The sequence below is a fragment of the Blastococcus sp. KM273129 genome (assembly GCF_021698995.1).
Classification (GTDB): domain Bacteria; phylum Actinomycetota; class Actinomycetes; order Mycobacteriales; family Geodermatophilaceae; genus Blastococcus.
Map to the genome: position 1 here is coordinate 1 of NZ_SSXB01000115.1, position 11,375 is coordinate 11,375.

Here is an 11,375-nt window from a genome sequence, read left to right on the forward strand (position 1 = left end):
CGCCGGTACCGGAGCCGCCGCCCGCGCCGGTGCCCGACCCGGCGCCCGCGCCCCCGCCGGTGACGCAGGAGCCGGGTACCGGCGAGCCGCAGGATCCGGGCGGCCCGGTGTCAGAGACGTGGCTCGACCGGTTCCCCTACCCGCCGCCGCGGCGCTGACCGGTCGCCGGCGAGCTCGTCCAGCGTCTGGGTGGTGAGCCAGCCGAGCAGCACGACCAGGTGGAGCAGGAAGAGCCACAGGGCGAGCGCGACGACGCCGCCCACGACGTCCAGGTCGCCGAACGGTGCGCCGAGGTCCAGCGGCAGCGCCAGGAACAGCACGAAGCCCTGGAGGAAGCCCGACAGGCAGGCGGCGGTGAACAGGGCCCCGACCAGCAGCGAGCGCCACCGCACGCGGCCCCCGCCGACGACGCGGAACCCCCAGGCCAGCGGCAGCGTCAGCGCCGCCAGCACCGCGTAGTAGCCGAGGGCCACCTGGCCGGTCGTGGCGAGGGCGCCGCCGCGGTCGGCCAGGTCGGCCATCTGCGCCGCGGCGAGCAGCAGCGGGTAGAGCAGCACCGGGGCGAGCAGCAGCAGGGGCAGCGCCGCGAGCCGGCCGCGCCAGGCGGTGTGGCCCTCGTGCCGTCGCTCGGAGAACCGCAGCAGGGCGCGCCGGAGCCCCTCGCCGTAGAGGGACATCGGCAGCAGGGCCAGCAGCGCCCCCAGCGGGTCCAGGCCGGCCCCGGCCTCGACCAGCCGGTCGAGCGCGGCCGGCGCGCCCAGTTCACCGGGCAGCAGGTCACCGACCCGCTCGCCGAGCTCGCGCACCCGCTGGGAGGAGGTGATCCAGGCGGTGATCCCGAACGACAGCACGAGCAGCGGGACGACGGCGATGCCCGCGTAGAAGGTGAGCCCGGCGGCGATCAGCATGAGGTCGCGGCCCCGCAGCCGGGCCCGTACCCCCGCGGGCAGGCCGCGCAGCACCGCAACGCCCCGCGGCCACCGGCTCACGGGCGGCCGGTCACGGGAGGGGCTCACGGCGGTCCATCCTCCGGTAGTGGTCCGGTGCGGCCGGGCCGAAACCGGTACGGCCCGGCGCCCACCGGCTGGGGCTGGCGGGAGATCCCGGGTGGCTGGGGCGGCTGTGACTCAGCGCGCAGGGAGAACTACACGAATGTTGTTCCGAGCATTGTCACGACCGGGTCACGGCCCCTACGGTGAGTACGTCCGTCGGGGCTTTCCGTCACTGCCGAGTGACCTCCGCCGGACGCCGTCGAGCGAGCCGGGCACCCGCGCAGGTGCGGTGCCGGACCGGGACCGCTGCGGCACCGTGATGGGACGGACCCCTCCGTCCCGGTGCGCGCGCAGAGGCCGGCCGGGCCCGGGAGGCGGCCGTGGACGAGATCGGAGAGCCGCCGCACCATGGCGACCCCCCTGCGCACCCCCGCCCGCCGCCGCACCGCCGGCCGGGTGGGGCTGTCCCTGGCCGGCGCCGTCGGCATCCTGCTCGCCACGGTCCCCGCCTCCGCGAACCCCGGCTCGCCCGGCACGTCCGGCGAGGCGGCCCGGCTGCTCGCCGAGCGCGGCCACCAGCTCGAGGTCGTTACCGAGCAGTTCAACGAGGCGCGCGACACGCTGACCGCCCAGCAGGCCGCCGCCGAGGCCGCCGCCGCGCAGCTGCAGCAGGCCACCGCCGACCTCGCCCGCGCCCAGGAGCAGGTGCGCGGCATCGCGCGCAGCGCCTGGACCGGCGAGGGCCTGGGCTCCTTCCAGGCCCTGCTCACCAGCGAGTCGGCCGACGAGTTCGTCAGCCGCGTGAGCATTCTGGAGACCATCTCCGGGCACCAGGGCGTGGTGCTGGCGCAGGCCGCCGAGGCCGGCGTGGCCGCCGCCCAGGCCCAGGCGACGGCGCAGGAGGCCGCCGCGCAGGCGCGGGCCACCTACGACTCCATCGCCGTGCAGCAGGCCGAGCTGCAGGAGCAGGTCGACGAGTTCCGCGCCCAGTTCGACCGGCTGAGCACCGCCGAGCGCCAGGCCGTGGCCGAGGCCCACCACGCCGAGGAGCGCGGGGGCGAGCCGCAGCGCGCCAGCCGTGACGAGCGCGAGGCGCCGGCGCCCGCCGCCCCGGTGGTTGCCGACAGCGCGGCGGCGCAGAAGGCCGTGGACGCCGCCATGGCGCAGCGGGGCAAGCCCTACGTGTGGGCGGCCACGGGGCCCAGCGCCTTCGACTGCTCCGGGCTGACCTCCTACGCCTACCGCGCGGCGGGGATCTCCCTGCCCCGGGCGAGCCGCAACCAGGCGGGCGTCGGCCGGGCGGTCTCCCGCGCCGAGCTGCGCCCTGGCGACCTGGTGTTCTTCTACAGCCCGATCAGCCACGTGGGCATCTACATCGGCAACGGCCAGATGGTGCACGCGCCGACGTCGGGCGACGTCGTCAAGGTCGCCAGCATCGACTCGATGGGCGGGTACGCCGGGGCACGGCGCGTCGCGGGCTGACCCCTAGCCCGAGCCCGGCCCGCTGACCTGCTGGAGCAGCCCCCAGACGAACACCGCCCGCACCCCGCCGGGGAGGTGGACCTCCGAGCGGGTGGGCACGCCGGTCGCGACGCCGCGCCCGCCGGGGAGCCCGGCGACGTCGTCGAGCACGTGCTCCCACACCAGCAGCCGGTCCGGGCCGGCCGCCGGCACCGGTGAGCCCGGCGCCCGGGCGAGGTGCTCGTGCAGCACCGCGCCGCCGGGCCCGCTGACGACCTCCCACCACTGGTGCGGCCACAGCGGCAGCGGCCAGCGCCGCACCTGGAGGTCCAGGTCGCCGACGCGCCGGTCCTCCAGCTCCTCCGGAGGGCCGAGCACCGCGGTGCGCAGGGCCAGCCCGCGCGGGGCCCGCCGCGAGTGCTGGAGAGCTTGCCAGCGGGTGTGCGCGGCGTGCGCCTCGCCGCGGGTGGCACCGAGCCTCGGCAGCGCCTCCGCCGTCAGGTCGGGCCGGATGTCGGCCATCCGGCGCAGCAGCACCAGGCAGAACTCCCGCCGGGCCAGTCCGCGCACGGGCCGACCCTGCCACCCTCCCCGCTGCCGCGAACATCACACCCCGGGCGGGGACGCCGCCGCCGGCCCGGTCGTTGACCGCGCGGACCCCGCCCCCGGAACCGAGGACGCCCGTTGAACCCGCGCACCGTCACCACCGCCTTCCGCCTCGTCGCCATCGCCGAGGCGATCACCTGGGTCGGCCTGCTGGCCGGGATGTTCGTGAAGTGGGTGCTGCAGACCTCCGAGGTCGGCGTCCAGGTGTTCGGGCCCATCCACGGCGGCGTCTTCGTCGTCTACGTCGTGGTGGCCCTCGTCGCCGCCCGGGTGCTGCGCTGGTCGCTGTCCACGACGCTGCTCGCACTGGCCGCCTCGGTGCCGCCGCTGGCCACCGTCTGGTTCGAGCGGTGGGCCACCCGCACCGGTGCGCTGCCCGCGCGCGAGGCGCTGACCGCCTGATCCGCCGGGCGGGGCGGTCGCTACGGTCGCCGTCATGCCCGAGCCCGTGCTGCCCTCCACCGCTCGCCTCCTGCTGGCCCGCACGGCGCGGGTGCAGCGCGACGGGCGGGCGCCCGGGCTGGTCGCCGGCGTCGTCCGGGACGGCGGGCTGGTGTGGTCGGCCGGCCGCGGCGAGGTGCCCGGGCGGCACACCGACGTCCAGTACCGGCTCGGGTCGATCAGCAAGACGGTGACGGCGGTCGTCGTCCTGCGGCTGCGCGACGAAGGGCTGCTGCGGCTCGACGACCCGCTGGAGCGCCACCTGCCCGGCACCCCGCTCGGCGACCGCACCGTCGGGCAGCTGCTCTCCCACCTCGCCGGTGCCTCCGCGGAGAGCCCCGGCGGATGGTGGGAGCGCACCCCGGGCGGTTCACTGGACGAGCTGGGCCTGGGCGAGACCGACGTCGTCCTCGGTGCTGCCCGGCGGTTCCACTACTCCAACCTCGGCTTCGGCCTCCTCGGTGAGCTCGTGGCCCGGCTGCGCGGCCGGTCCTGGGACGACGTCGTCACCGCCGAGGTGCTGGCGCCGCTCGGCATGGCCCGCACCACGCCGCGCCCGGTGGCGCCGGCCGCCGAGGGCTACGCGGTGCACCCGTGGGCCGACGTCGTGCTGCCCGAGCCCGAGCACCACGCCGGCGTGATGGCCGCCGCGGGGCAGCTGTGGGCGTCGCTGGCCGACCTCGGCCGGTTCGCCGCCTTCCTGCTCGGGGACACCGCCGACGTGCTGGACCCCGCGACGCTGGAGGAGATGACGGTGCCGGCCGGCGTGGACTCGTCGGCGCCGGGCTGGTCGGCCTACGGGCTGGGTCTCCAGGTGCTGCGGGTGGACGGGCGGACGCTGGTCGGGCACGGCGGCTCGATGCCCGGCTTCCTCGCCGGCGTGTTCGTCGACCGCGAGGAGCAGGCGGGCGCGGTGTCGCTGGCCAACACCACCAGCGGGCTGGACCCGCTGGTGTTCGGGCTGCTGGCCGACCTGCGGGTCGCCGAGCCGCGGGTCGTCGAGGCGTGGGTGCCCGCGCCCTCGCCGTTGCCCCTGGAGAGCCTCGGCGTCTGGTTCTGGGGGCCCGCGCCGTACGTGCTGCGCTCGGTCAGCGGCGGGCTGCTGCACCTGGGGCCGCTGCCGGGGCGCCCGGGGCGGGCCAGCCGCTTCGCCCGGGCGGACGACGGTGCCTGGCGGGGGCTGGACGGCTACTTCGCGGGGGAGGCGCTGCGCATCGCGGACGACCACCTGGACCTCGGCACCTTCGTCTTCACCCGCACGCCCTACGACCCGGCCGCCCCGGTGCCCGGCGGCGTGGACGAGCGCGGCTGGCGCTGACCCGTCCGCCGGGGCCACGATCAGGGGACCCGCGGACCTGATCGTCGCCGGGCCGTGTCAGGGGCGGTCGAAGGCGTCGATCGTGCTCTTGACGACCAGCCCGTAGGCCAGGTGTGGCACCAGGTCGCTCAGCCAGTCGGTCGCCGACCACGTGCGCGGGTCGGTGACGCCGAGGACGGCCATCGGGCCGTTGGCCGCCAGCATCGCGCCCAGGCCGGTCAGCACCGTGCCCACGGGCTTGGTGGAGAGCAGCCCCGAGGCCCGGGCCAGCCCGCCGACCACGCCGACCCCGACGCCGGCCACCAGCCCCGTCATCGGCCCGAGCCCCTGCACCCGGTTCTGCCGGGTCTGCTCGTCGCCGGGGATGGGCACGTGCGCCGCCGCGGCCAGCTTCTCGACGGTCTGCTCGGGGGTGGAGCTGCTGCCCCGGCCGCGCGCCACCATGTCCAGGTAGGTGACGGCGTTGAGCGCGGTGGTGCCGGCGGCTCCCGCGGCCGCCCCCCGGAGCGCCCAGCCCAGCGTGCTGATGCCGCGCCTGCCCTTGCCCGTCCGCCCCAGCGGGGTGCGCTTCGCCATGGGCCGTCCCGTACCCGGGCGCCGGCGCGGCACACCGCCACCCGGCTGGCGGTCGGGGGACGGGAAACCCACGCTGGGCGGGTGGACGACGTCGCCGCGCGGCTGGAGCGCGCCATCGGGGAGCTCCTCGCGCGCCGCCGCCCGGAGGCGTCCATCTGCCCGTCGGAGGCTGCTCGCGCCGTCGACCCCGCACGCTGGCGGGACCTCGTGCCGGATGCGCGCAGCGCAGCGGGCCGGCTGGCCGACGCCGGCGCAGTCGAGGTCACGCAGGACGGCGCCGTGGTGGACGCGCGCAGCGCCCGGGGGCCGGTCCGGATCCGCAGACCCCGCTAGGAGCTCCCGGCGGCGCGGTGCAGCAGCGGGCCCACGCGCCGCTCGACGAACCGGCGCATCGCCAGGGCGGTGTCCACGCGCTGGACACCGGGGATGGCCAGCACCGCCTCGGTGGTGCGCCACAGGTGGTCGGCGTCGGTGGCCGCCACGTGGACGAGCAGGTCGGTGGCCCCCGACAGCCCGGTCACCTCGAGCACCTCGGGGAGCCCGGCCAGGGCGTCGCTGACCTCGGCCAGCCCGCGCTGCGCCACCTGCACCGACATGTAAGCGGTCAGCCGGTACCCCAGCGCCTCGGGGCGGACCCGCTGGTCGAGCGGGCCGAGGACGCCGTTGCTCTCCAGCCGGGCCAACCGGGTCTGGACGGTGTTGCGGGCGAGCCCGAGCCGCTGGGACAGCGCCATCACGCTGGCCCGAGGGTCCTCGGTGAGGGCCAGCAGCAGCCGAGCGTCCGTGGCGTCGATCTCCGGCACGCTGTGCAGTCTGGCAGCTCCGAGCGGCCTGCGGGGACCTTTCTGCGCAATCACCCCACCTCGTCCTGCGCAGATCGAAGCGCCCGAGGGCTGGCCAGCGGCGGGGCGACCGTGCCAGGATGTGTGAGGGCCGCCACACCCGGTGGTCCGGAACGTCCAGCACCACCGCGCCGCCGGTGACCCCGGCGGCGGTGGCCGACGGCGAGGAGCGCGACCGGTGACAGCGTTGCCCGAGACCACGGAGATGGTCGACCCCGTCCCGGGGGCCGCCGCCCCCCACCTGCCGCAGCGGTCGCAGCTGGTGCAGCTGCTCACGCCCGAGGGCGAGCGGGTCGAGCACCCCGACTACGCGCTGGAGATCTCCGACGAGGAGCTGCGCGACCTTTACCGCGACCTGGTGCTGGTCCGCCGGTGGGACGTCGAGGCGACCGCCCTGCAGCGGCAGGGCGAGCTCGGCATCTGGGCCTCGCTGCTGGGCCAGGAGGCGGCGCAGATCGGCGCCGGCCGCGCGATGGCCCCCTCCGACATGGCCTTCCCCACCTACCGCGAGCACGGCGTCGCCTGGACCCGCGGGGTCGACCCGCTGCACGTGATCAGCCTGTTCCGCGGCGTGGACAACGGCGGCTGGGACCCGGTGGCCACGGGCTTCAACCTCTACACCGTGGTCATCGGCGCGCAGTGCCTGCACGCCACCGGCTACGCCATGGGCCTGCAGCGCGACGGTGCCGAGACCGCCACGCTGGCGTTCCTCGGCGACGGCGCGACCAGCCAGGGCGAGGTGAACGAGGCGATGATCTGGGCGGCCAGCTTCTCGGCCCCCGTCGTCTTCTTCTGCCAGAACAACCAGTACGCGATCAGCGTGCCGCTGGAGCGGCAGTCGCGCGTCCCGCTGTACCAGCGTGCCGCGGGTTTCGGCTTCCCGGGCGTGCGGGTCGACGGCAACGACGTCCTGGCCGTCCTGGCCGTCACCCGGCAGGCGCTGCAGGCCGCCCGCGAGGGCCAGGGGCCGACGTTCATCGAGGCGTTCACCTACCGCATGGGCGCGCACACCACCTCCGACGACCCCACCCGCTACCGGTTGGCCAGCGAGCTCGAGGAGTGGAAGCTGCGCGACCCGATCGCCCGGCTCAAGGCGTACCTCTCCCGCCAGGAGAAGGCGGACAGCGCGTTCTTCGACTCGGTCGAGCGCGAGGCCGACGAGCTCGCCGAGCGGATCCGCAGCGGCACCGTCGAGATGCCCGACCCGGACCCGGCCGCCATGTTCGACACCGTGTACGCGGAGCAGACCCCGTGGCTGGCCGCCCAGCGCGACGAGTTCGTCGCCTACCGCGCGAGCTTCGAGGAGGCCGGCGAGTGAGCACCGAGACCCTGACCATCGGCAAGGCCCTGAACCTGGGCCTGCGCAAGGCGATGGAGGACGACGCCAAGGTCGTGCTGATGGGGGAGGACATCGGCAAGCTCGGCGGCGTCTTCCGCATCACCGACGGCCTGCAGAAGGACTTCGGGGAGGCGCGCGTCGTCGACACGCCCCTGGCCGAGGCCGGCATCCTGGGCACCGCCGTGGGGCTGGCGATGCGCGGCTACCGGCCCGTCTGCGAGATCCAGTTCGACGGCTTCGTCTTCCCCGCCTACAACCAGATCGTCACCCAGGTCGCGAAGATGCACGCCCGCTCCCAGGGCCGGTTGCCGATGCCGATCGTCATCCGCATCCCCTTCGGCGGCGGCATCGGCGCGGTCGAGCACCACAGCGAGAGCCCCGAGGCGTACTTCGCGCACACCGCCGGGCTCAAGGTGGTCGCCGTCAGCAACCCGGTCGACGCCTACTGGGGCATCCAGCAGGCGATCGCCCACCCCGACCCGATCGTCTTCCTCGAGCCCAAGCGGCGGTACTGGGAGAAGGCCGAGGTCGACACCGGCGCGACGCCCGACCCGCTGTTCGCCTCGCGCGTCGTCCGCGGTGGCGACGACGTCACGGTGCTCGCCTACGGCCCCATGGTGAAGACGGCGCTGCAGGCCGCCGAGGCGGTCGCCGAGGAGGGGCGCTCGCTGGAGGTCGTCGACCTGCGCACCGTCTCGCCGCTGGACCTGGAGCCGGTGTTCGAGTCGGTGCGCCGCACGGGCCGCTGCGTCGTCGTCCACGAGGCGCCGGTGACCCTCGGGCTCGGCGCGGAGATCGCCGCCCGGGTGACCGAGACCTGCTTCCACTCCCTGGAGGCGCCGGTCCTGCGGGTCGGGGGGTTCGACACCCCCTACCCGCCGTCGAAGCTCGAGGAGGAGTACCTCCCCGACCTCGACAGGGTGCTGGACGCCGTCGACCGCGCGATGGAGTTCTGAGCCGTGACCCAGCGACAGTTCAAGCTCCCCGACGTCGGTGAGGGGCTCACCGAGGGCGAGATCCTCCAGTGGATGGTGGCCGTCGGCGACACGGTGGCGGTCAACCAGCCGCTGTGCGAGGTGGAGACGGCCAAGGCCGCCGTCGAGCTGCCCTCGCCGTGGGCCGGCACCGTCGTCGAGCTGCTCCACGAGGCGGGCACGATGGTCGACGTCGGCGCGCCGATCATCACCATCGACGTGGGTGGTGGGGCCCCGGCGGCGGAGTCCTCCGGTGAGCAGGCCGCCGGGAGCCCGGAGCCGGCCGCGGGGCTGATCGGCGGGGCCGCCCCGGGGGGCCGCACCGCCGTCCTGGTCGGCTACGGGCCCCGCACCACCGAGGCCCGCCGTCGGCCGCGCCGCTCGGGTGCGGCGGCCGCAGCCCGCGCGACCGCCCTGCCCGGTGCCGACTACGGCTCCGGCGGCACCGACCGGCCGCCGCTGCCCTCCGACGACGGCCCGCCGCTGCTGGCGACCGCCCCGGACATGCGCACCAAGCCCGTCCGCCACGGCGGGCTGGAGGTCGGCCGCCAGGCCAGCGCCTTCACCGCGCCGCACGCCACCGAGTTCCTCACCGTCGACGTCACCCGCACGATGAAGCTGCGCAGCCGGCTGGCCGCCCGGCCGGAGCTCGCCGGGGTGAAGGTCAGCCCGCTGCTGTTCGTCGCCCGGGCGGTGCTGCTGGCCGCCCGGCGGCATCCGCTGGTCAACAGCTCCTGGGACGAGGCGGCGCAGGAGATCGTCGTCCACGGGCAGGTGAACCTGGGCATCGCGGCCGCCACGCCGCGCGGGCTGATCGTGCCCAACGTCAAGGACGCCGGCCGGCTCTCCCTGGCCGAGCTGGCGGGCGCCCTCGCCGAGCTGACCGAGACGGCCCGCGCCGGCCGCACCGCGCCGGAGGACATGACCGGCGGCACGCTGACGATCACCAACGTGGGCGTGTTCGGGGTCGACACCGGCACGCCGATCCTCAACCCCGGGGAGTCGGCGATCCTGGCCTTCGGCGCCGTGCGGGAGATGCCCTGGGTGCACAAGGGCAAGGTCCGCCCGCGGCAGGTGACCCAGCTGGCGCTCTCCTTCGACCACCGGATCATCGACGGCGAGCTCGGCTCGCGGTTCCTGGCCGACGTCGGGGCGTTGCTGCACGATCCGGGGACGGCGCTGGCGTTCTGACCGTCGCTCGCGGGAGGGTGCGCTCGTGGACCGACGTCGGACGGCTCTCGTCCTGCTGCTGCTCTTCGCGCTCTGCAGCGGGGTGGCCATCGTGGTGAGCGGGAGCCGGCCGGCGTCGGAGCAGGGCCTGGCGCCGGCGTTCGTCCAGTTCGCGGGGTACGCCCTCGCCCTCGCCGCCGCGGTGCTGCTCCTGAGCTCCCCGGGGGACGGCCCGCGGCGGGTGGGCGGGCTGGTCCTCGTCGTCCTCCTGGCCCTGGTGGTCCTCGACCTGATCGCTCCCGGCAGCCCGAACATCGGCGCGGGGCTGGTGCACCTGGCCGGGCTCGTGGTGATCATGGTGGCCACCGTCCGGCTCGCGCTGGGCATCGCCGGCGAGCACACCGCATGACCGACCTCGACCGGCTGCTGGAGTTCGCGGCGCGCTCCCGGGTGCCCGACGGGTTCGGTTACCTCGGCTCGGACGGGAGGGTGCTGCCCCGGCCGCAGGAGACGTGGATCGTCGCCCGGATGACCCACGTGTTCGGGCTGGCCGCCCTGCTGGGCCGGCCCGGCGCGGGCGACCTGGCCGGCCACGGCGTGGCCGCGCTGCGCGGCGGGCCGCTGCACGACGCCCGGTACGGCGGCTGGCGCGCGGCCGGCGACGACGGGACGAAGGCGGCCTACGTGCACGCGTTCGTCGTCCTGGCCGGTGCCACGGCCGCCACCGCCGGTGTCGACGGCGGCCGGGCACTGCTCGACGAGGCCGTCGGCGTCTGGCAGGAGCGGTTCTGGGACGCCGGTGCCGGGCTGGCCGTGGACGAGTGGGACGCCGGCTGGACGACGCTCTCGGCCTACCGGGGCGCCAACGCCAACATGCACGGCGTCGAGGCGGTGCTCGCCGCCGCCGATGCGGTGGACGACGCGGCGCTGGCCGAGCGGCTGCGCGGTCAGGCGCTGCGCAGCACCGAGCGGGTCGTGCACGGCTTCGCCCGCGCGCGGGAGTGGCGGCTGCCCGAGCACTTCACCGCCGCCTGGGAGCCGCTGCCCGACCACAACCGCGACCGCCCGGCCGACCCCTTCCAGCCCTACGGCGTGACGGTGGGGCACCAGTTCGAGTGGGCCCGGCTCGCGCTGCACCTCCGGGCGGCCCTGCCCGACCCGCCGACCTGGCTGCTCGAGGACGCCGTCGCGCTGTTCGAGGCGGCGGCGACCCGCGGCTGGGCCGCCGACGGGGCTGACGGCTTCCCGTACACCCTCGGCTGGGACGACCGGCCGGTCGTGGGCGCCCGCATGCACTGGGTGCTCTGCGAGGCGGTCGCGGCCGCCGCCGTGCTGGCCCGGGTCACCGGGGAGCCGCGGTACCGGCAGCTGGCCGACCGCTGGCGGGCGCACGGCGAGGAGCGCTTCGCCGATCCCGTCACGGGCAGCTGGCACCACGAGCTGTCGCCCTCGGGGGAGGTGGCGGAGGGCACGTGGAGCGGGCAGCCCGACGCCTACCACCTGGCGCAGATGCTGCTCCTGGCCGACCTGCCGGTGCGGGGCAGCATCGCGGCCGCGCTGCGCTGACTGTGAGGCTGGCCGGGTCGGTTCGTCGGTGATGGGCTGACTGCTGGCGGCAGCGGGCGTGACCCTTGCTCTGACTGGCCTCGTGCCTTT

The 11,375-nt window shown here is 76.0% G+C and carries 13 protein-coding genes; 9 read left to right on the plus strand and 4 right to left on the minus strand.

Annotation, left to right across the window (positions count from 1 at the left end):
- Positions 1-110: 110 nt before the first annotated feature.
- Entirely contained in the window at positions 111-1,016 is a 906-nt protein-coding gene (locus E9565_RS20535; RefSeq protein ID WP_236836613.1) for a YhjD/YihY/BrkB family envelope integrity protein, read from the minus strand.
- A gap of 384 nt (positions 1,017-1,400) precedes the next feature.
- On the opposite strand from E9565_RS20535, the gene E9565_RS20540 reads away from it, so the two are divergent.
- Positions 1,401-2,474 (plus strand): NlpC/P60 family protein, encoded by a 1,074-nt coding sequence (locus tag E9565_RS20540; protein WP_236828552.1) that lies wholly within the window; start codon positions 1,401-1,403, stop codon positions 2,472-2,474.
- Positions 2,475-2,477: 3 nt separating this feature from the next.
- Here the strand turns inward: E9565_RS20540 and E9565_RS20545 are convergent, their stop codons facing one another.
- The gene (locus E9565_RS20545; protein ID WP_236828553.1) at positions 2,478-3,023 is read right to left on the minus strand and encodes a hypothetical protein; all 546 of its coding nucleotides are present in this window, start codon (positions 3,021-3,023) and stop codon (positions 2,478-2,480) included.
- Between the two features lie 114 nt (positions 3,024-3,137).
- Here E9565_RS20545 and E9565_RS20550 point away from each other — a divergent pair, with 114 nt between their 5' ends.
- Together E9565_RS20550 and E9565_RS20555 are read left to right on the plus strand one after the other, a co-directional pair.
- Positions 3,138-3,461, plus strand: coding sequence for a DUF3817 domain-containing protein (locus tag E9565_RS20550; RefSeq protein ID WP_236828554.1), 324 nt, complete (start codon positions 3,138-3,140; stop codon positions 3,459-3,461).
- A 34-nt stretch (positions 3,462-3,495) separates the two neighbouring features.
- Entirely contained in the window at positions 3,496-4,818 is a 1,323-nt protein-coding gene (locus E9565_RS20555; protein ID WP_236828555.1) for a serine hydrolase, read from the plus strand.
- Between the two features lie 57 nt (positions 4,819-4,875).
- Here E9565_RS20555 and E9565_RS20560 read toward each other — a convergent pair whose 3' ends face one another.
- Complete coding sequence (locus tag E9565_RS20560) at positions 4,876-5,394, minus strand: hypothetical protein (RefSeq protein ID WP_236828556.1); 519 nt, start codon at positions 5,392-5,394, stop codon at positions 4,876-4,878.
- An 81-nt stretch (positions 5,395-5,475) separates the two neighbouring features.
- On the opposite strand from E9565_RS20560, the gene E9565_RS20565 reads away from it, so the two are divergent.
- The gene (locus tag E9565_RS20565; RefSeq protein WP_236836614.1) at positions 5,476-5,727 is read left to right on the plus strand and encodes a DUF3253 domain-containing protein; all 252 of its coding nucleotides are present in this window, start codon (positions 5,476-5,478) and stop codon (positions 5,725-5,727) included.
- On the opposite strand, the gene E9565_RS20570 is transcribed toward E9565_RS20565, so the two are convergent.
- A complete protein-coding gene (locus E9565_RS20570; protein ID WP_236828558.1) occupies positions 5,724-6,197 on the minus strand; it encodes an Lrp/AsnC family transcriptional regulator in 474 nt (157 codons plus the stop codon). The two genes, E9565_RS20565 and E9565_RS20570, sit on opposite strands and share 4 nt — an antisense overlap.
- A gap of 217 nt (positions 6,198-6,414) precedes the next feature.
- Between E9565_RS20570 and pdhA the strand changes: the two genes are divergently transcribed.
- The 5 genes from pdhA to E9565_RS20595 are packed head-to-tail and all read left to right on the plus strand — an operon-like array spanning position 6,415 to position 11,285.
- A complete protein-coding gene (pdhA, locus tag E9565_RS20575; protein WP_374201469.1) occupies positions 6,415-7,554 on the plus strand; it encodes a pyruvate dehydrogenase (acetyl-transferring) E1 component subunit alpha in 1,140 nt (379 codons plus the stop codon).
- Positions 7,551-8,531 (plus strand): alpha-ketoacid dehydrogenase subunit beta, encoded by a 981-nt coding sequence (locus tag E9565_RS20580; RefSeq protein ID WP_236828559.1) that lies wholly within the window; start codon positions 7,551-7,553, stop codon positions 8,529-8,531. The genes pdhA and E9565_RS20580 overlap by 4 nt, the downstream gene beginning before the upstream one ends.
- Before the next feature lie 3 nt (positions 8,532-8,534).
- On the plus strand, positions 8,535-9,740 hold the full coding sequence (locus E9565_RS23440) for a dihydrolipoamide acetyltransferase family protein (protein WP_236836615.1): 1,206 nt from the start codon (positions 8,535-8,537) through the stop codon (positions 9,738-9,740).
- Positions 9,741-9,765: 25 nt separating this feature from the next.
- Positions 9,766-10,128 (plus strand): hypothetical protein, encoded by a 363-nt coding sequence (locus tag E9565_RS20590; protein WP_236828560.1) that lies wholly within the window; start codon positions 9,766-9,768, stop codon positions 10,126-10,128.
- Positions 10,125-11,285, plus strand: a complete 1,161-nt coding sequence (locus E9565_RS20595) for an AGE family epimerase/isomerase (protein ID WP_236836616.1) — start codon at positions 10,125-10,127, stop codon at positions 11,283-11,285. The genes E9565_RS20590 and E9565_RS20595 overlap by 4 nt, the downstream gene beginning before the upstream one ends.
- The last annotated feature ends 90 nt before the right edge of the window (positions 11,286-11,375 follow it).

Bases quoted from the DNA above. Each gene is read 5' to 3' on its own strand.
- E9565_RS20540 (WP_236828552.1), top strand. From the start codon at position 1,401: ATGGCGACCCCCCTGCGCACCCCCGCCCGCCGCCGCACCGCCGGCCGG.
- E9565_RS20555 (WP_236828555.1), top strand. From the start codon at position 3,496: ATGCCCGAGCCCGTGCTGCCCTCCACCGCTCGCCTCCTGCTGGCCCGC.
- E9565_RS20560 (WP_236828556.1), bottom strand. From the start codon at position 5,394: ATGGCGAAGCGCACCCCGCTGGGGCGGACGGGCAAGGGCAGGCGCGGC.
- E9565_RS20595 (WP_236836616.1), top strand. From the start codon at position 10,125: ATGACCGACCTCGACCGGCTGCTGGAGTTCGCGGCGCGCTCCCGGGTG.